At 64.4% G+C, this 18,680-nt stretch carries 14 protein-coding genes and 1 pseudogene; 10 read left to right on the forward strand and 5 right to left on the reverse strand.

What is annotated here, in order from left to right; genetic code table 11:
* Positions 1-154 precede the first annotated feature (154 nt).
* Both C0Z18_RS20930 and C0Z18_RS20935 read left to right on the forward strand, forming a co-directional pair.
* Positions 155-1,834: a VRR-NUC domain-containing protein gene (locus C0Z18_RS20930; protein ID WP_102647346.1), complete on the forward strand. Its 1,680-nt coding sequence runs from the start codon at positions 155-157 to the stop codon at positions 1,832-1,834.
* Complete coding sequence (locus tag C0Z18_RS20935) at positions 1,831-4,095, forward strand: ATP-dependent DNA helicase (RefSeq protein ID WP_102647347.1); 2,265 nt, start codon at positions 1,831-1,833, stop codon at positions 4,093-4,095. Before C0Z18_RS20930 ends, C0Z18_RS20935 begins: the two co-directional genes overlap by 4 nt.
* Positions 4,096-4,126: 31 nt before the next feature.
* On the opposite strand, the gene C0Z18_RS20940 is transcribed toward C0Z18_RS20935, so the two are convergent.
* The 4 genes from C0Z18_RS20940 to C0Z18_RS20955 form a co-directional block, all read right to left on the reverse strand.
* Positions 4,127-6,154 carry an acetoacetate--CoA ligase gene (locus C0Z18_RS20940; RefSeq protein WP_102647348.1) on the reverse strand — a complete coding sequence of 676 codons (2,028 nt, stop codon included), beginning with the start codon at positions 6,152-6,154 and terminating at the stop codon, positions 4,127-4,129.
* Between the two features lie 162 nt (positions 6,155-6,316).
* On the reverse strand, positions 6,317-6,952 hold the full coding sequence (locus tag C0Z18_RS20945; protein WP_102647349.1) for an alanyl-tRNA editing protein: 636 nt from the start codon (positions 6,950-6,952) through the stop codon (positions 6,317-6,319).
* A complete protein-coding gene (locus C0Z18_RS20950) occupies positions 6,949-8,055 on the reverse strand; it encodes a threonine aldolase family protein (protein ID WP_102647350.1) in 1,107 nt (368 codons plus the stop codon). The genes C0Z18_RS20945 and C0Z18_RS20950 overlap by 4 nt, the downstream gene beginning before the upstream one ends.
* 145 nt (positions 8,056-8,200) lie before the next feature.
* Positions 8,201-9,010 carry an AraC family transcriptional regulator gene (locus C0Z18_RS20955; RefSeq protein WP_102647351.1) on the reverse strand — a complete coding sequence of 270 codons (810 nt, stop codon included), beginning with the start codon at positions 9,008-9,010 and terminating at the stop codon, positions 8,201-8,203.
* 226 nt (positions 9,011-9,236) lie between these two features.
* Here C0Z18_RS20955 and C0Z18_RS20960 point away from each other — a divergent pair, with 226 nt between their 5' ends.
* Together C0Z18_RS20960 and C0Z18_RS20965 are read left to right on the forward strand one after the other, a co-directional pair.
* Positions 9,237-9,923 carry an HAD-IA family hydrolase gene (locus C0Z18_RS20960; RefSeq protein ID WP_102647352.1) on the forward strand — a complete coding sequence of 229 codons (687 nt, stop codon included), beginning with the start codon at positions 9,237-9,239 and terminating at the stop codon, positions 9,921-9,923.
* A complete protein-coding gene (locus tag C0Z18_RS20965; RefSeq protein ID WP_102647353.1) occupies positions 9,920-11,071 on the forward strand; it encodes an alanine racemase in 1,152 nt (383 codons plus the stop codon). The genes C0Z18_RS20960 and C0Z18_RS20965 overlap by 4 nt, the downstream gene beginning before the upstream one ends.
* 36 nt (positions 11,072-11,107) lie before the next feature.
* Here the strand turns inward: C0Z18_RS20965 and C0Z18_RS20970 are convergent, their stop codons facing one another.
* Positions 11,108-11,380, reverse strand: coding sequence for a hypothetical protein (locus C0Z18_RS20970; RefSeq protein ID WP_102647354.1), 273 nt, complete (start codon positions 11,378-11,380; stop codon positions 11,108-11,110).
* A 200-nt stretch (positions 11,381-11,580) separates the two neighbouring features.
* Here C0Z18_RS20970 and C0Z18_RS20975 point away from each other — a divergent pair, with 200 nt between their 5' ends.
* From C0Z18_RS20975 to C0Z18_RS20995, 6 genes and pseudogenes are all read left to right on the forward strand, one after another.
* Positions 11,581-12,156, forward strand: a complete 576-nt coding sequence (locus tag C0Z18_RS20975) for a recombinase family protein (RefSeq protein WP_102647355.1) — start codon at positions 11,581-11,583, stop codon at positions 12,154-12,156.
* A 54-nt stretch (positions 12,157-12,210) separates the two neighbouring features.
* On the forward strand, positions 12,211-13,197 hold the full coding sequence (locus tag C0Z18_RS20980) for a chemotaxis protein CheB (RefSeq protein WP_158244268.1): 987 nt from the start codon (positions 12,211-12,213) through the stop codon (positions 13,195-13,197).
* A 34-nt stretch (positions 13,198-13,231) separates the two neighbouring features.
* Positions 13,232-14,224 (forward strand): annotated as a pseudogene (locus tag C0Z18_RS33845) (chemotaxis protein CheB); the annotation flags it as partial.
* A gap of 94 nt (positions 14,225-14,318) precedes the next feature.
* Positions 14,319-16,946, forward strand: a complete 2,628-nt coding sequence (locus tag C0Z18_RS20985) for a CheR family methyltransferase (RefSeq protein WP_332888217.1) — start codon at positions 14,319-14,321, stop codon at positions 16,944-16,946.
* Positions 16,947-17,054: 108 nt separating this feature from the next.
* Positions 17,055-17,621 (forward strand): GNAT family N-acetyltransferase, encoded by a 567-nt coding sequence (locus C0Z18_RS20990; protein ID WP_102647357.1) that lies wholly within the window; start codon positions 17,055-17,057, stop codon positions 17,619-17,621.
* 81 nt (positions 17,622-17,702) lie between these two features.
* Entirely contained in the window at positions 17,703-18,677 is a 975-nt protein-coding gene (locus tag C0Z18_RS20995) for a LysR family transcriptional regulator (protein ID WP_102647358.1), read from the forward strand.
* Positions 18,678-18,680 lie beyond the last annotated feature (3 nt).

An 18,680-nucleotide genomic window follows, 5' to 3' on the forward strand; every position in this document is an offset into this window, starting at 1 on the left:
TGCCGCCATACCCTCGGCGGAGCGCGGACGCTATTATCGCCGCGGCGAACGCCCTCGTAGCGGCGCTATCGCGCCGGTACGGCGTTGCCGAGAACGCCCCGGCCGAATTTGCTATCATCCCTGTACGTTTATACAGCCCTTTTTTAGAGCCGTCGTGTCGTCCCCCGCCCCCTCGCCGTACTACCTGCTGAACTTCGAGCGCGCGTTGGCGTGGGTCGGCGAGCGCTATGACGGCTTGCTCGACACGCAAGAGCGCGAATTTCTCGACGCTTTTCCCCGTCTACCGCAACCGGCCCGCGCGCTGCTCGTCCGAATGCTGATGCGCCGCGGTCCGCTTTTCCGCGCCAGCCGGCTCGTCTATGAGGAAATCGGCTGCCCGCTCGCGGCGGCGGCTCCGCTGGCGGCACTCGGGTGGATCGATGCGGATTGCGCCGTGACGATCGACGAATTGTTCGCCGTGGCGACGCTCCCCGAGTTGTCGCGCATCTTAGCGCCCGAGGGCGGCCCGAAATACGCGCGCAAGGCAGCATGGCTCGAGGCGATTCGCCCTCGATACCCGGCGCCCCGGCGTTACGGCGAGTGGGCCGCCGGTGTGGCCGATCAGGTGATACGCACGGGTATCGATCCGCTTTGCGAGCGCTTGCGCCTGATGTTTTTCGGCAACCTTCATCAAGATTGGTCGGAGTTCGTGCTCGCCGATCTCGGCGTCTATCAATACGAGTCCGTGCCGTTCCCGCACTCGGCGCGCGCCTTTCGCACGCGGGCCGATATCGATGCCTATCTGTCGTTGCATACGTGCCGCGCGACGCTCGAAACGCTTGCCGATGCGCAGGGCATCGCCGCCCTCTTGGCTGACGCTTCGGCGATCGGCATCGATAACCCGTGGCTCGAAACGCGCCGCGCGAAGTTTTTTTTCCGCGCCGGCAACCATGCGGAGCGTCTGGGTCTTTGGCAAGCGGCGCATGACGCGTATACCCGGAGCACGTGGCCCGGTGCGAGACACCGGACCATCCGAGTGCTGGAGCGCGACGGCCAAACCGAACGCGCCCACGCGTTGGCGTTGCATGCGCTGCGCGAACCCGAAAGCGAAGCGGAAACGCAGCGCGTCGAGCGGATGATGCCGAGGCTGAGCAAAGCGGTAGGACAGCCGGGGAAGGCAGCGCGCAAAGATCATGCGATCGAACGCGAAACACTCGTCTTGCCCCACCCCGAGGCGCCATTCGCCGTGGAGTACGTCGCGCGCGACCATCTCGGGACCGATACGGCCCCTGTCTTTTACGTCGAAAACGGTCTCATCAACTCACTCTTCGGCCTGTTGTGTTGGGAAGCCATATTCGCTCCCGTGCCCGGCGCGTTCTTTCACCCGTTTCAGCGCGGCCCGGCCGACTTGCACGCGCCCGATTTTCAAGCGAAGCGCGCCGAGATATTCGCCGGTTGCCTGGCGCAGTTGGAGAGCGGCGCCTACCGCTCGACGATACTGCGCAACTACGCGGATAAGAACGGCCTGCAATCGCCTTTCGTGTTTTGGGCGATGCTGACGCCGGAACTCCTGTCACTCGCGCTCGATTGCTTGCCGGCCGCGCACATGACGCTGTGGTTTTCGCGCCTGCTCGCCGATATCCGCGAAAACCGCTCGGGCCTGCCCGATCTCGTGCGGTTTTGGCCGGCGGACAGACGTTACGAACTCATCGAGATCAAGGGCCCCGGCGACAAACTGCAAGACAACCAAACACGCTGGCTGCGCTATTGCGTGAGCCATGGCATACCGGTCCGCGTAATCGACGTTCGCTGGGAGCAAGCGCCCGGCGAGCATGCCGAGCAGGTCGCGGCATGAGCTACGTCGTCGCCGTGCGCACGTTGTGCGAATTCACCGCGAAGCGCGGCGATCTCGATCTGCGCTTTACTCCGTCTCCCACGTCGCTCGAGGGCATCGAAGGCCATGCCGTGGTCACCGCCCGGCGCGATGCCCGGTACGAAGCGGAAGTGACGCTTGCGGGCACCTACGGCGAGCTGACCGTTCGCGGCCGCGCCGACGGTTACGACCCGGCGCTCAATCGCCTGGAAGAAATCAAGACCTATCGCGGGCAACTCGAGTCGATGCCGGAAAACCATCGCGCGCTGCATTGGGCGCAGGCGCTCGTCTATGGCCATTTGCTGTGTCAAACGCGCGGCCTCGAGCGGTTGACCGTCGCGCTGGTGTATTTCGACATCGGCTCGCGCAAGGAGACCGTGCTCACGCAAACCCACGACGCTGCCGCATTGCGCAGCTTGTTCGAGGCGCAATGCGAGCGCTTTCTTTCTTGGGCGACACGCGAAAGCGCGCATCGCGCCGCGCGCGACGCCGCGCTCGGGCACTTGCAGTTTCCGCACGGCGCGTTTCGAAGCGGGCAGCGCGAACTCGCCGTGGCGGTGTTCCGCGCGGCTAGAGACGGGCGCGCCCTCATGGCCCAAGCTCCGACCGGCATCGGCAAAACCCTGGCCACGCTGTTTCCCGCGCTCAAAGCGTGCGCACAGGGACACGTCGACCGCGTGTTCTTTCTGACGGCGAAGACACCGGGACGCGCCCTGGCGCTCGACGCCATCGACACCCTCCATGCGGGCGGGCACGACTTGCCGCTGCGCACGCTGGAACTCGTAGCCCGCGACAAGGCATGCGAACACCCGGACAAGTCATGCCACGGCGAGTCGTGCCCGCTGGCGCGCGGCTTTTACGACCGCCTACCGGCCGCTCGCGAACACGCGCTTTCGAGCCGTCGCCTCGATCGCGACACCGTGAAGCAGGCCGCGCTCGCGCACGACGTTTGCCCTTATTACTTGGCGCAAGAACTGACGCGCTGGTGCGATATCGTCGTCGGCGACTACAACTACTACTACGACAGCAGCGCCTTGCTTTACGCGCTCACGCGGATCAACCAATGGCGCGTCGCCGTGCTCGTCGACGAGGCCCACAACATGCTCGAACGGGGCCGCAAGATGTATTCGGCCGAGATCGAGCAACCCGCGTTCAAGGCCGCGGGTAAGATCGCGCCCGCCGTGCTGAAGAAAGCCTTGCAACGGTTGCAGCGCGAGTGGAACGTGCTGAACCGCGCGCAGACGAACCGGTACCAGGCATATGGCGAAGTGCCGGCACGCCTCGTCGGCGCCGCGCAAAATTTGATCGGCGCCGTGACCGATCATCTCGCCGACGCGCCGCTTTCGCTCGACGACGCCTTGCTGCGCGTATTTTTCGACGCGATGCATTTCGTTTCGTTGTGCGAACAATTCGGCGAGCACTCCGTGTTCGATATCCAGCTACATGCGCCTCGCGCGGGCGATCAGGACCGGCGTCTATCCACGCTGTGCGTGCGCAACGTCGTGCCCGCTCACTTTCTGGCGGCGAGGCATGCCGCCGCGCATGCCACCGTCATGTTCTCGGGCACGTTCGCGCCCGAGCGCTTCTATCGCGACATGCTCGGCTTGCCCGACGACACCGCCGCCCTCGACGTGCAGGGACCGTTCCGCGCGCAGCAGCTCACCATCCGCGTGGCGGCCCATGTCTCCACGCGCTTCAAGGATCGCGAACGATCGCTGATACCGATCGTCGATCTGATGGCGAGCCAATACGCCGAACTCCCGGGTAATTACTTGGGTTTCCTAAGTAGCTTCGACTATTTACGGCGCGTGGCCGACTTGATGCAAGCGCGGCATCCGCACGTGCCGGTCTGGACGCAAGCGCCGGGCATGGGCGAGGCGGAGCGCGACGCATTTTTGGCGCGTTTTCGCGCGGCCGATCGCGGCATCGGGCTAGCGGTGCTCGGCGGTGCATTTTCCGAAGGCGTCGATCTCGTCGGCAAGCAACTGATCGGCGCGTTCGTCGCCACGCTCGGTTTGCCGCAGGTCAACGACGTCAATGAGGAAATGCGCCGCAAGATGGACGCCAAATTCGGCAGCGGGTACGACTACGCTTACTTGTATCCCGGACTGCAAAAGATCGTGCAAGCGGCGGGACGCGTGATCCGCACCGAAACGGACGTCGGCGTGCTGCATTTGATCGACGACCGCTATCGGCGCGCCGAGGTTCGGCGGTTGTTACCGGCTTGGTGGGCGGTGCCCTAACCGAGCCAGCGAGCCAGCCGCCACGCAGCGGTCAACCCTGCTCGACGCCACGCTCCCGTGCGAATCGGGCAAACCAAGCAAGGCTTTCGGGGTTGGCCATCGTATCGGGATTCGCCACTTTCTCGAGCGGTTGGCCGAGCAGCAACTTCTTGATGGGAAGCTCCATCTTTTTGCCCGACAGCGTGCGCGGTATCGCCCCCACCTGAAAAATATCGTTCGGCACATGGCGCGCCGATAGCGCCTGGCGAATGCGTGCACGGATCTCGTCGACGAGCTCGGCGCTCAATGGCGTGTCGGGCCGCAGCACCACGAAGAGCGGCATATACGAGTCGCGCCCCAAGTACTCGAGATCGACCACCAAGCTATCGAGCACCTCGGGCAGGTCCTCGACGGCGCGGTAAAGCTCGCTCGTGCCCATCCGTATACCGTGCCGATTGATCGTCGCATCGGAACGGCCGTAGATCACGGCGCCGCCGCGCGGCGTAATGCGTATCCAGTCGCCGTGCCGCCAGATGCCGGGGTACATATCGAAGTAGCTCTCGCGATATCGCCGATTGTCCTCGTCGTTCCAGAAATACAGCGGCATCGACGGCATGGGCGCCGTGCACACCAATTCGCCCACTTCGTCGATCAGCGGCTGGCCCGCTTCGTTCAATGCCTCCACGCGCGCCCCGAGGCAACGGCATTGCATCTCGCCCAGATAGACCGGCAGCGTCGGCACCCCAGCCAGAAAACAGCCCGCGAAATCGGTGCCGCCGGAGATGACGTCGATCCAGACGGGGCCCACGTGATCGAGGATCCAGCGATACGCTTCGGGCGGCAGCGGAGAGCCCGTCGATCCGATTACGCGCAAGGCCGAAAGATCGGCGGCCTCGCGCGGCTCGACACCGCTTTTCAAGCATCCCTGAAAATACGCGGCGCCGGCGCCGAAAAACGTCACCTTCTCTTCGCCGACGAAGCGCCAGAGCGCGCTGAAATCCGGGTAGCTCGGGTTGCCGTCGTATAGACAGAGCGTGGCCCCGACGAGCAGCCCCGCGACTTGGCAGTTCCACATGATCCAACCCGTGCTCGCATACCAGTTGAAGCGATCGCCCGGGTGCAGGTCGAGATGGAGCGCGGCCGTCTTCACGTGCTCGAGCACGACGCCGCCGTGCGAATGGACGATCGGCTTGGGCAAGCCCGTCGTCCCCGACGAATAGACGATCCATAGCGGATGATCGAACGGCAGCGACTCCACGTCGAGCGGGACATCGGCATTGCCTGCGATCGCATCGACCCAATCGACCCACCGCGCGCCCCCGGCCGCAACGTTGGCATCGGCGGGACGTCCCAATGCCGAAACCGTCCTTTCGCGATCGAGATTCGGCACCAGCACGAGGTGTTCGACCGTCGGCAATTGCCGCAGCAACGCTCGGATCAACTCGATGCGGTCGTAGCCGTTGCCGCCATATCGATAACCGTCTCCTGCGATCATCACTTTCGGTTCGATCTGCCGAAAACGATCGAGCACGGCCAATTGCCCCATGTCGGGCGAGCAGACCGACCAGATCGCACCGATACTCGCGACGGCGAGAAAGGCAACGACCGTCTGCGGCGTGTTCGCCATGAACGCCGCGACGCGATCGCCGCGCGCGACGCCCATCCGCCGCAGCGACGCCGCGAGTGCCGCCACTTGCCGCTGCAACTCGGCCCAACTCATCTCGCCCTGCTCGCCCGCTTCGTTGCGATAGACGATGGCGGGCCACGCGCTCGTCGCGTGCCGGAACACCTGCTCCACGTAATTCAAACGCACGCCGGGAAACCAAGCCGCCCCCGGCATCGCCGCGTCCACGAGCGCCCGCCCGCGCGGCGCGTCGGAACGAATGCCGGACCAGTCCCAAAACGCGCACCAAAACGCGTCCACATCGTCGACCGACCATCGCCACAGCGCGTCGTAGTCGTCGAAGGCCAGGCTGCGCTCGGCCCGCAGCCAGCGCATGAAATGCATGATGCGCGACGACTCGATGAGATCGGCATCGGGAAACCAGGCGGGTGCGGCGCTATCGACAACGTGGTTCATTGAGGAGTGACCCGTTTCGTTCGGTGACCGGGTAAGGACGCGCCCTATCCGAGCCCTGCCCCGCAGGGCAACGACCCCGAATATACGTCAGTTGCGGGCGTCGTCGATCGATGGCGCTTCGTTCGAAGCCGTACGGAACTCGACCGGCGATCGCCTGCTCGATCACTCGCCCACGAGTTCGTAGTGAACGGAAACCTGGCCTTTCTTTTCCTTCACCTTCGAAATGCGAATGTGCCCGATGTCGGACGACGAAACGACGTGTGTGCCGCCGCATCCATGCAGCGGTAACTCGCCGAAGCCGATTTTGCGCGTCTCGCCTTCGAGCACGGTCCGGCGCGGCAACCCCGCCTCGACGTGCGCATTGGCGAGCGCTTCGATCTCTTGCGCATCGAACACGCGCATCGCGCTTTCGCCCTCGAATACCACCTTTGCCTCGCCGGGCCAGTGATGGCCTTTGACGGGACGCCAGCCCAGCGCCTCGCCGCAATAGCCGATCAGGTGGCCGGCGGAATGCAGCCGGGCGTGCAGCGCGCGCGACCGAGCGCATACCTCGATATGGGCGGCGCCGAGCGGTACCGCCTGCTCGCAGACATGCACGACCTCGTTCTCGACCGACGAGACGCGCACCGCCCGCACCCCGGCGATCGTGCCTCGATCCGAGAGCTGGCCCCCGCCCTGCGGGTGAAACAGCGTGGCCTCCAAGAGGACGTCGAAAAGCCCATCGTCGCGTGGAGAAGAGCGCAAGACAATCGTCTCCATCGCGAGGCTATCCTCGGTCATATAACGCCGCTCGGTCATGCCGCATGCCCTCCTTGGTCCGCTGCGCCGAGCGCCAGCCGCACGGCTTCGAGCAGATGATCGACGTCGAGCGCCGTCGTGGCGAACGAAGTCACGAGCCGCACGACACCGGGTCCCCAACGATCGTGGTAGAAGCCGAATCCTTGCGCGAGCAGCGTTTCGATCAGCGTCTGCTGCAACCGGCAAAACACGATGTTCGCCCGCGGCTCGCCCATCACTTCGATACCGGCGTGGCCTCGCAAGCCTTGCACGAGCCGCAGCGCCATGGCGTTCGCCTGGCGGGCGTTGCGCAACCATAGATCGCCCGCGAGATACGCATCGATTTGCGCCGAGAGAAAACGCATCTTCGAGAATAGGTGGCCGGCCCGCTTGCGTCGAAACGCCAATTCGCGCGTGACGGCGGGATCGAACGAAACGATCGCCTCGGCCGCGGGCACGCCGTTTTTCGTGGCGCCGAACGACAGCACGTCGACACCGGCTTTCCACGTCATCTCCGCGGGCGTGCAGCCGAGCGCCACGAGTGCGTTCGCGAAGCGCGAACCGTCCATATGCACCTTCAGCTTCGAGGCGCGGCACACCTCGCCGATCGCCGCGATTTCGTCCACCGAATAGAGACTGCCCACTTCCGTCGCCTGCGTGATCGTCACGCAAGCCGGTTGCGTCGAATGCACGTCGCCTACTTTCGCGCGCGCCGCGATGCGCAGCGCCGAGGCGTCGATCTTGGCCGCTGCGCCCTCTACGGTGACGAGCTTCGCCCCACCCGTGAAAAACTCGGGCGCGCCGCATTCGTCGTTATTGACGTGACTGTCGCGATGGCACAGCACGCTGCCCCATGGCGGCGTGAGCGCGGCCAGCGCGAGCGCGTTCGCGGCCGTGCCCGTCGGCACGAGCAACACGCTGACCTCTCGTTCGAACAACTCGCTGAACCTGCGCTCCACGCGGGCAGTGAGTTCATCGGCGCCATACGGCCGCGCTTGCCCGGCGTTGCAGGCGATCAACGCGTCGATGACCTCCGGCGACGCCCCCGCGATGTTGTCGCTTGAAAATCCCAATTCCGGCTCGGCCCTGGCGGCCGCCGGCGATGTCTGCTCCCGATTCGCCATCGCTTTCCTCGACTCCCCAATTAAACGGGGCTTCTCGCCCCAATCGCTCGCGTATCGTAGCGGGGCAAGGGCGGACGGCATTGTAAAAAATTGACGAGGGCGTTCGAGGCCTGCCGGCGGCGGAAACACGCGGGAAGCGTTGCGCTCAATAGCCGGACGGCGCCACGCCGAAGGCTTGCCGGAAGGCGCGATTGAAATGGCTTTGGTCGTAAAAGCCGACGCCTTGCGCCACTTCGGCGATCGTTTGCGAACTGCGCGAAAGCAGCACGCACGCATGCTCCAGGCGCAGCCGCAGCAGCCAGGCGTGCGGCGTCATCCCGACCGTTTGCTTGAATTGCCGAAGGAATTGGAAGCGGCCGAGTTCGCAAATCCCGGCGAGCGCATCGAGCGTGATCTTTTCGCTCAGGTGCGCGAAGCAATAATCGCGAACGCGCTGCCATTGCAGGGGCGAGAGCGCTCCGCTCGCCTGCTGCGGCACGATCGCACGCGCGCGAGTCAGCAGCATATCGAGCAAGCGCAGCCACTCCGATTGCACCGCGAGCGACCCGCCCTGCCCGCTCATCCGCATCACGTCGAACAAGCGCGCGAGTTGCGCCGCAAGCTCGGCGTCTTCCAACAAGGCACCCGGCAATTCGGGCACGCGCGGCCCATCGCCGACATCCTCGGCGACGCTGCCGAGCAACTCGGGCGATAACCGAAACGTTTTGAGGGTATAGCCGCCGGCTTCGTCGCTTACGCCGTCGTGTATCTCGCCCGGCGGCATCAGCGAAACGCAGCCGGGCCCGACGAGTACCGTCTTCCCGCCGAAGCGCTGCCGCTGGACACCCTCGGTCACCAAACCGATGTGGTAATCGAGGTGGAAATGGCGATCGAAACTGAACGTCGAAAACTGCGCGGCACCTAGCACGAGGCCGGGCATATCGGCGATATGTCGGTAGTGGACGCGATCAGACATAGGGGATACGGGCGAAGCGCGCTCGAAGCGTCGTGTGCGAGGCGCCAGTATATGCCGGCTCGCGAGCGCCGGTGCGCCGTTGCGTTCGCATCGATTCACCTGCTCGGGCTGCGGGCGGGCCTATTAAATTTCGTTAAACCTCATCGTAAGTTGCGCTTAACCACGCATCGGCATGCCGCGCCTAGAATCGAGCCATCATAAAGCCAGCCCCGGGAGGCTCACTGCGATGGCCGATCTTGCGTTGCCGTCTTCCTATCCCAAGGCCGTTCTGTTCGACCTACTGACGGCGTTACTCGATTCATGGTCTGTATGGAATCGAGCGGCCGGCTCGGAAGCAATGGGGCGGGCGTGGCGCGCCGCCTATTTGCGCCTGACCTATGGATGCGGCGATTACGTCGCGTACGAGACGCTCGTCGAACAGGCCGCCGTGGAAGCCGGGCTGCCCGCCTCGGCACCCGCCGCCCTAGAAGCGGCCTGGCTCGAGCTCGCGCCGTGGAGCGGCGCGCAAGCGAGCCTCGGCGCGTTGCGCCCGCATTGCAAACTCGCCGTCGTGACCAACTCATCCGAGCGGCTCGGGCGCCTCGCGGCCGCGCTGCTTCCGGTCGACTGGGACGTCGTCGTCACCGCCGAGCGTGCCGGCGCGTATAAGCCCGATTCGCGTCCTTATAGATTGGCGTTGGCCGAACTCGGTGTCGACGCAGCCGATGCCGGTTTCGTCGCGGGATCGGGTTACGACTTGTTCGGCACCGCGCGGTGCGGCCTGCGCACCTACTGGCACAACCGAGTGGGTCTCGCACCGGTGCCGGGCGCGCCGGCGCCCGAAATCGAATCGCCGACGCTCGCCGCCCTTCCCGCTTGGGCAGCCCGATTCGGCGCCACGTCGGAACAAGCCCGCTCGGGAGCGCAGCAATGACGGCCTCCGCCCTCGACACGCTCGATACACCGGCGGCCGTCCTCGACATCGATCGGATGGAGCGCAACATCGCCGCCATGCAGGCGAGGATAGACGCGCACGGCGTTCGCTTCCGGCCGCACGTCAAGACGAGCAAGTGCTTGGAGGTCATCGGCGCGCAGCTTCGCGCGGGCGCGCACGGCGTCACCGTTTCGACCCTGAAGGAAGCGGAAGCCTGTTTCGAGGCGGGTATCGACGACATTCTCTACGCCGTCGGCATCGCGCCCGCGAAGCTCGCGCGCGCGATGGCGCTGAAACGGCGCGGCTGCCGGCTGAAGCTCGTCGTCGACAATCTCGCGGCGGCCGATGCGATCGTCGCCGCTTGCCGGGCCGAGGAAGACCGGTTCGAAGTGTGGCTAGAGGTGGATACCGACGGGCATCGCTCGGGCATCGCTCCCGATAGCGACACCTTGCTCGCGGTCGGCCGCGCCCTGCGCGATGGTGCGATACCCATCGGCGGCGTGATGGCGCATGCGGGCTCGAGCTACGAGTTACACACCGAGGCAGCGCTGCGCGCGCTCGCCGAACAAGAACGAGCGGGCTGCGCGCTCGCGGCACGGCGACTGCGCGAGGCAGGTATCGATTGCCCCGGCGTCAGCGTGGGCTCCACCCCGACAGCGCTGGCCGCGGCGCGTTTGGACGGCGTGACCGAGGTTCGGGCCGGTGTGTACGTCTTCTTCGATCTGGTGATGCACAACGTGGGCGTCTGCGCGCTCGACGACCTTGCGCTCTCGGTTCTCACCACCGTCATCGGCCATCAGCCGGACAAAGGTTGGATCATCGTCGATGCAGGGTGGATGGCGCTCAGTCGCGATCGCGGCACGTCGAAGCAGTCTCGCGACTTCCAGTACGGTCTGCCGTGCACCGTCGACGGCACCCCGATCGATGGATATTTACTGGTCTCGGCGAATCAGGAACACGGGATCATGGCCGCGGCCGGCGATGCCGTCCCATGCAACCCAGCCGACGTCGTCGCCCGCTTCCCGCTCGGCACGAAGCTTCGAATCCTTCCGAATCATGCTTGCGCCACGGGCGCACAGTTCGCCGAATACCATGCTGTTCGCGCCGACGGGGCGCTGGCCGTGTGGCATCGGTTCCGCGGCTGGTAATGCGCTTGCGGCGGCGAAGATCGCCCGCCAAGCGCTTCACTCTTGCTCGACCCCGCCGTCCAAGGTCAACAGCGAGCAGGCCGTGACCGTCGCCTCCGTCGGCGTGCCGCCCAGCACGGTGGCGAGATTGGCCAAGCTTTGCTCGTCACAGCCCGCCACATCGATCGTCATACATTCGCTGCCGGTCGCCGCATCGACCTTCACCGTCCATCCATAGACGCGCGCGCCGCTGTTCGCGAGGCTTCGCCACAGGGAAATGATTCTCAGCCGGCCGGCGGGGGCACGAATCGAGGGTCGTTGAACGTTCATTTCGGTTGCCCTTGTTATGACTGTCGAAACGCAAGTCGTGGCAACATCCCACGGAGAAAGCGTAAGACAGAAGAAATGTAATGGGTAGGCACGCCGAGTGTCCGTATTTGGCTACTTACGGACACACGTTTCAAACACGCTGTGCATAATGCGAGCACGAAGCGAGCGTCTTCCGTCCTGGAGGCAATCGATTGTCGAAGATGTACTTTTACTTCAACCTGCCTGAGAGCCAGGGTTTGCCGGAGCCCGATCTGGCTAGGCTCGACGCCGCGGGCTACACGATCGACCTACGCCGCGTCGTAGTGGAGCGCACGCCGCACTCGCGGCCGGCCATGGAGCGCGGCGCGCTTGCCAACGTGCTGCGTCGTATGCAAGCGCGCGACACCCTGGTCGTCACCAAGCTCGCATTTCTCGGCAGCAGTGCACGCGATGTGCTCTCGACCCTCGCGCGATGCCGCGATGCCGGGCTGAAAGTGCATTGCGAGGAAACCGGCCCCGCCAATCTCGCGAGCACCACCGCACCCATCGCCGTCAAGACACTGGAAGCCGTAGTCGAACTGGAACGCCTAAGCGCGAGCGCGAGAACGCGCGAATTCCTGAACCAAGCGAAGGACGAAGGCCGCCCGCTTGGCCGCCCGCCGTCGCTGACGCGGCAACAGCGCTCGCGCATTCTCGATCGCCTCGCGCGGGGCATCGCGGTGAGCGAAGTGGCGCGCCAGTTTCAAACGTCGAGACAAACGGTGATGCGCATTCGAGACAAAGCGGGCGCCGAGTAGGCGGAGTCGATTCGGGACCGGTTCTTGCGCATACGACGGCAAAGGAACCGCACATTGAAAACCCGTGACACGATCGTCCTAGGCGCTTCCGCGGGAGGTGTCGACGCGCTGACTGCTATCGCGGCCGCCCTCCCCGAGCGCTTGCCGGCGGCCGTCCTGATCGTTCTCCATATCGGGCCGCACCCGAGCATCCTGCCCGAAATGCTGCAAAAGGCCGGGCGATTGCCCGCCCATCATGCGCGCGACGGCGAGCGTATCGTCCAAGGGAACATTTACGTCGCGCCGCCCGATCTGCACCTGGTCATCGAGAACGATATCGTCCGAACGATTCGGGGGCCTAAACAAAACTTCTCGCGCCCCGCGATCGACCCGCTGTTTCGCAGCGCGGCCGTGGCCCGAGGCCCACGTGTGATCGGCGCCGTGCTGACGGGACATCTCGACGATGGCACGGCCGGTCTTGCGGCGGTTCAAGCCTGCGGAGGAATCACGATGGTCCAGGACCCGGACGAGGCGCACGCACCCGATATGCCGCGCAGTGCCATGCGCGGCACCGCCCCGACGTACGTCTTGCCGATCGACAAACTCGCGTCGACGATCGCCGCACTCGCCGGGAGCGCGACGAACGAGACGCCGAGCGCGCCCTCCCCAGCCCTCTTGAGCGAAAACGAACTGATGCTGAGACCGGATTCGATCGCGCACATGGCTGCGGTAGGCGTGCCTACCGGCATATCCTGCCCCGAGTGCGGCGGCGCGCTCTGGCGGCTCGAAGCCCCGCCGCCCACGCGGTACCGGTGCCATACCGGCCACGCGTTCGGATCGGAAACGCTCGGAGCGGCCGGCGATCATGTCATCGAGCGCTCCCTCTGGCAAGCCGTGCGAGCGCTACACGAGAAGAAAGCCCTCAGCACCGAACGTGCCGAGTATTATATGAGCATCGGTGAGCAAAAAGCCGCGCAACGCTTTGCGGCGCAGGCACGCGATGCCGATGAAGCTGCGCGCGCATTGGAGCAGCTTCTTTATAAGAAAGACCAATCGTCGTAACCCGGGGCCCAAAATTCTCATTTGACCCGAGACGATGCCAAAGCTCAGCGATGGCCTATCGGCGCCCGCCCACGTCGAGTTCCCTGTCGTAGGTCTCGGTGCCTCAGCAGGCGGCGTCACCGCTCTGCATCAATTCTTCGAAACACTGCCCGCCACGACCGGGGCAGCGTACGTGGTGCTGTTGCATCTCCCGTCCGAGCACGCGAGCAATCTGGACACCATCTTGCAGACGGCAACGTCGATGCCCGTCGCGCAAATCGCACCCGGCACGACCATCGAGCGCAATCACGTATACGTCGTTCCGCCCGCTTGCGCGGTGACGATTTCGGATGGCCGGCTTGCCGCCGCTCCGATTGCGAGTGCGCGCGCCGCCGCCGGCTCGATCGACCTGCTGTTCCGATCGCTGGCTGAAACGGCGCAGGAACGTGCCGTCGCCGTCGTGCTGTCCGGAACGGGATCGGACGGCTCCGTCGGCATCAAGCGAATCAAGGAGCTCGGCGGCATTACGATGGTTCAGAGCCCCGACGACGCGCAGTACGACGGCATGCCGCGCGCCGCCATCGCGACGGGCATGGTCGATCTCACACTCGGCGCCAGCGAGATGCCCCAGCGGCTGCTCGACTTATGGACTCATGAGGGGCGTATTCGCATTGCGCAATGCGACAGTCCGAGCGAGGACGCGGCCCAGGACGGCGATCCGCTTTCCGAGCGCAATCAGCGCGCCTTGCGGGAAATCACGATCGTATTGCGCGCACGTACGGGACACGATTTCAGGCACTACAAGCGGGCGATGTTGCTCAGACGAATCGAACGCCGTCTGACGATCAATGGGCTGTGCGACCTGCAGCAATACCGCGACTTTCTCCACCTTCATCCAGACGAGACGCAGGCGCTATTGCAGGATCTGCTTGTCGGCACGACGCATTTTTTCCGCGACCGCGACGCGTTCGAAGCGTTGCGCGTCGACGTGCTCCCCGCGATATTCGCGCAGCGCAGCGCCGACGACCCCGTACGTGTGTGGGCTGCCGGGTGCGCGACCGGAGAGGAGGCCTACTCGCTCGTGATGCTGCTGCACGAGGCGTCCGTCAAAACCGCGTCCCGCGTCCCGCGTCCCGTTCCAAGTGTTCGCCACGGATATCGACGACCGCGCGATCGAGGTGGCGCGGCAAGGCGTCTATGCGCAAGCGGCACTTGCGGACGTCGATGCTGCCCGGGTCAAAAAGTATTTCGTCAAAAGCGATGCGGGGTATCGCATCAAGAAAGAATTGCGCGAACGCGTGCTGTTCGCCGTCCACAACGTGCTGCGCGACCCGCCGTTCTCGCGGCTCGATCTGATCTGCTGCCGGAATCTATTGGTCTACCTCGATCGCGCAGCCCAATCGGAGACCTTGCAGGCCTTCCGTTTCGCGCTCGGCGCAGGCGGCTATTTATTCCTAGGCCCGTCCGAAACGGCCGACTCGGCCGCTCGGCTCTTTACGTGCATCGACAAGCAAGCCCGAATCTTCTGCGTCGACATCTCGCTGCCACGGACGGCTCGAATGGACACCGCGACGCATGCCGAGCACGGCGCTGCGCTCGCGCGTGCGCTCGACGCATCGACCTACAAACGCCCGTTCTCGTTCGGCGACCTGCATGGACGATTGCTCGAGGAGCACGCGTTGCCGAGCGTGCTCGTCAATCGCAATTCCGAGATCGTCCATGTCTCCGATCGGGCCGGCCGCTTTCTGCAATTCGCCGGCGGGGAACCCTCGCACAACGTACTCGCGGCGATCCGTCCCGAACTCCGAAGCGCATTGCGAAGGGCGATCTACATGGCGCTGCAAAGCCGGCATCGAATCGATACGCCATCGATCCGTTTCTCGCACGAGGGGGCTCCATTCGCGGTTCGCATGATCGCTCGCGCGGTGCACGACGAAGAGGCGAACGACGAATTCATTTTGATCTTGTTCGACGAAGTTCCCGACAGCGCGACCGAGTACGAAGCGCGCGTACAGGATGCAAGCGCGCCGATCATCGCGCAGCTCGAACAAGAGTTGCAAAGCGTCAAGGCCCGATTACAGGAGACGGTCCAAGACTACGAAACGTCCAACGAGGAATTGCGCGCATCGAACGAGGAACTGCAGGCGACGAACGCCGAACTTCGGGTGGCCGCGGAAAGTTTGGAAACGAACCGGGGCGATCTGCAAGCGGCCAATTCGGCGTTGGAAACCGTCAACATGCAATTGCAGTCCCGAATGGGTCGAACCGACAAGATCAACGACGATTTGCAAAACCTCATCGTCGCCAACGATATCGGAACCATCTTCGTCGACCGCAACCTGCGCATCATGCGCTTCACGCCGCGCGCAAAGGATATCTTCGACATCGCCGAGCCGGACATCGGCCGCTCATTGCTCGAGATTCGGCACCGGCTGCAATACGACAGCCTCGAGGCCGACGCCGCGCAAGCGTTCGATTCGCTGCGCCTGATCGAACGCGAAGTGAGAAGCGGCGACGGACGCTGGTTCTCCGCGCGCTTCCAGCCCTATATGACAACGGGGAATTTGATCGACGGCGCGGTGCTCTCGTTCATCGACATCACCTCGCGACGCATCGCGGAGGAACGCCTTCATAGCGCCAGTCAAAGCGCGCTCGAGGAAGTGGAACGGCGCCAGGATGAATTCCTGGCCGTCGTTTCGCACGAACTGAAGCATCCGCTGAACTTGATCAGCGCCAATGCCGAGTTGATCGCACGGTCGCGCATGGCGAGCAGCGAGCCGGATCTCGCGCGGGCGGCGCATACGATCACCCGCACCGTGACGGGTCAGGCGCAGATCATCGACGATTTGCTCGACATATCGCGCGTGAGAACGGGCAAGCTCTCGCTCGCCTGCGCCATCGTGGACCTATCCGAGACCGTTCGACGCATCTGCGACACCGTTCACCAGGAGGCCCGAACCGGCGGTATTGCATTCGCGTATTCAGTGCCGAATCACCCGGTCACCGTCGCGGCCGATCTGACCCGCATCGAACAGGTGTTGTGGAACCTCATCAGCAACGCGCTGAAGTACACCGAGCGCGGAGGCCGCGTCAAGGTCACGCTGCACGACACCGGTACGATGGCGAAGCTCGCGGTCAGCGACAGCGGAATGGGAATCGACCCCGCCGTCTTACCGTACATCTTCGAGATGTTTCAGCGCGGACAGAATGCGGGCGCCGCGCGCTCGGGCGGCTTGGGTATCGGCCTCTCGCTCGTGAAAGAGCTCGTCGCTTTGCATGGCGGGCGCGTGGCTGCGCATTCCGATGGGCTCGGCCGGGGCGCGACCTTTACCGTCGTATTGCCGCGCGCGCACGAGCAAGCCGAGGCGATCGCACCGGGCGCGGCGCCCCCCGCCCTTTTACGCGACACCGAGGTCGTGCTCGTGGACGACGACCGCGAAACGGTCGAGGCATTCAAGCTGCTGCTGGAGACCGAGGGCGCGAGCGTGGTCGTTGCCACCGCGGGAGACGAGGCCCTACGCATCCTCGATCAACGCTGTCCATCGTTCATCCTGTCGGATCTCGGGATGCCCGGCATGAGCGGCGTGGAATTGATCGAAGCCGTGCGCAAACGTAACGGCCTCACCGGCGTCAAGGCCATCGCGCTGAGCGGGTTCGGCCGCGACAGCGACGTGCAAGCGGCGCTGCGCGCCGGATTCGACGCGCATTTGACCAAGCCCGTGACGCTCGATGCGCTACTGAATACGATGGCGCGATTGAGGGCACGATAAGCCGCGCGATAGGGAGCCGCCGATAAGCCGCCGTCGATATAAGCCGCCGTTGACGCCGAATTTGCGGCGAGATAGGCTCTGGCCGCCCCTCCACCACCGGCTTGCACCATGACGTCGATGCTTTCGCCGCGGCTCGATCACCGTCTCGTCACTCAACGCCTGACGCTCGAGCCGGTCAGTGTCGAGTTCACCTATCAACTGCTCGAGTACCAGCTCGACAACCGCCTTCACTTGCAGCCTTGGGAGCCCGCGCGCCGCGGCGACTTTTTCACGCTCGACACGTTGACCGCGCGGGCACGCGCGATGGCCGACAGCATGGCGGCGGGAAACGCGCTGCATTGGCTGCTGCTCGAGGGCGACACGGTCGTCGGCGAATGCAATTTCACGAACATCGTCCGCGGGCCGTTCTTGGCGTGCCATCTCGGCTACTCGATCGATCACCGGCGCCAGGGCAAGGGGCTGATGCGCGAAGCATTGACGGTATCGATCGATTACGTCTTCGAGCGCATCGGATTGCATCGAATCATGGCCAGCTACCGGCCGGAAAACGCGCGTAGCGCGCGTCTGCTGCATTCGCTGGGCTTCGAGCGCGAGGGATACGCGCGCGCTTACTTGAAAATCAACGGCGCGTGGGCCGACCACGTCTTGACCGCACTCATCAATCCCGCCGTTTGATCGCCCCCTTTTCTTGAAAGGGCTTGAATCCGCCGTGCCAAGCAGACTATGCTTTCCCGTTGGTCATCCGAGGGGGCGAGCATGGATCGCATTCAAGCAATGGAAGTCTTTACACGGGTCGTCGACGCGAACAGTTTTACCCGCGCGGCCGAAACGCTGGGCATGCCGCGCGCATCGGTGACGACGATCATCCAAAACCTCGAAGCGTTTCTCGGCGTGCGGCTCATGAATCGCACGACGCGCCGGTTGTCGCTGACGCCCGACGGCGCCGCGTACTACGAGCATTGCATCAAGATCATCGGCGAAATAGCGGAGGCCGATGCCAGCTTTCAAGCGGGCAACCGCAAGCCCAATGGTTTGCTGCGCGTTCATATGCCGAGCGCGCTCGGGCGGCGCATCGTCATTCCGGCGCTCTCCACGTTCCATCAGCGCTATCCCGATGTGCTGCTCGATCTCGGCTTATCGGATCGCCCGGTCGATCCGATCGAGGAAGGCGTGGATTGCATGATTCGAGTCGGTCCGCTCGCGGATTCGTCGATGGTGGCGCGCCGCATCGGAATGCTCAAGCGCGTGACGTGCGCTTCGCCCGGCTATCTCGCCAAGCACGGCGAACCGAAAACGCTCGATGAACTCGCGGGGCACTATGCGGTGAATTTCCGCGCGGCACACGGCGCGCGCCCGATTCCGTGGGTGTTCATGGTCGATTCCGAGCCGGTCGAGGTCAAAATGAACAGCCTCATTACCGTCAACGATGCGGATGCCTACATGACCTGCGCGATGGAAGGCTTCGGCATGATTCAGCCGACGCTGTTCATGGCACTGCCGCATCTGCTCGACGGCTCGCTCAAGGAAGTCTTGGCGGGATCGAATCCGAAGCCGAAGCCGATTTCGATCGTCTACCCGCACAATCGGCATCTTTCGGCGAAGGTCCGAGCCTTTGCCGAATGGGTCGCGGAGCTATTCGATTCGATGCCGGCGCTGGAAGACGTTTCTCGCGTGGCCGAGCAGCCGGCCGGCAAGCAAACGCGGCAGCGGCGAGACGCCGTGACCGCGTAGGCG

The organism is Trinickia dabaoshanensis, from assembly GCF_002879885.1.
In the GTDB taxonomy this organism is placed as follows: Bacteria; Pseudomonadota; Gammaproteobacteria; order Burkholderiales; family Burkholderiaceae; genus Trinickia; species Trinickia dabaoshanensis.

Excerpts from the sequence above, each read along its gene's own strand:
- C0Z18_RS20955 (WP_102647351.1), bottom strand. The coding sequence starts at position 9,010 with ATGTCTGATCGCGTCCACTACCGACATATCGCCGATATGCCCGGCCTC.
- C0Z18_RS20945 (WP_102647349.1), bottom strand. The coding sequence starts at position 6,952 with ATGACCGAGCGGCGTTATATGACCGAGGATAGCCTCGCGATGGAGACG.
- C0Z18_RS20990 (WP_102647357.1), top strand. The coding sequence starts at position 17,055 with ATGACGTCGATGCTTTCGCCGCGGCTCGATCACCGTCTCGTCACTCAA.
- C0Z18_RS20935 (WP_102647347.1), top strand. The coding sequence starts at position 1,831 with ATGAGCTACGTCGTCGCCGTGCGCACGTTGTGCGAATTCACCGCGAAG.
- C0Z18_RS20970 (WP_102647354.1), bottom strand. The coding sequence starts at position 11,380 with ATGAACGTTCAACGACCCTCGATTCGTGCCCCCGCCGGCCGGCTGAGA.
- C0Z18_RS20940 (WP_102647348.1), bottom strand. The coding sequence starts at position 6,154 with ATGAACCACGTTGTCGATAGCGCCGCACCCGCCTGGTTTCCCGATGCC.
- C0Z18_RS20975 (WP_102647355.1), top strand. The coding sequence starts at position 11,581 with ATGTACTTTTACTTCAACCTGCCTGAGAGCCAGGGTTTGCCGGAGCCC.
- C0Z18_RS20965 (WP_102647353.1), top strand. The coding sequence starts at position 9,920 with ATGACGGCCTCCGCCCTCGACACGCTCGATACACCGGCGGCCGTCCTC.
- C0Z18_RS20960 (WP_102647352.1), top strand. The coding sequence starts at position 9,237 with ATGGCCGATCTTGCGTTGCCGTCTTCCTATCCCAAGGCCGTTCTGTTC.
- C0Z18_RS20950 (WP_102647350.1), bottom strand. The coding sequence starts at position 8,055 with ATGGCGAATCGGGAGCAGACATCGCCGGCGGCCGCCAGGGCCGAGCCG.
- C0Z18_RS20995 (WP_102647358.1), top strand. The coding sequence starts at position 17,703 with ATGGATCGCATTCAAGCAATGGAAGTCTTTACACGGGTCGTCGACGCG.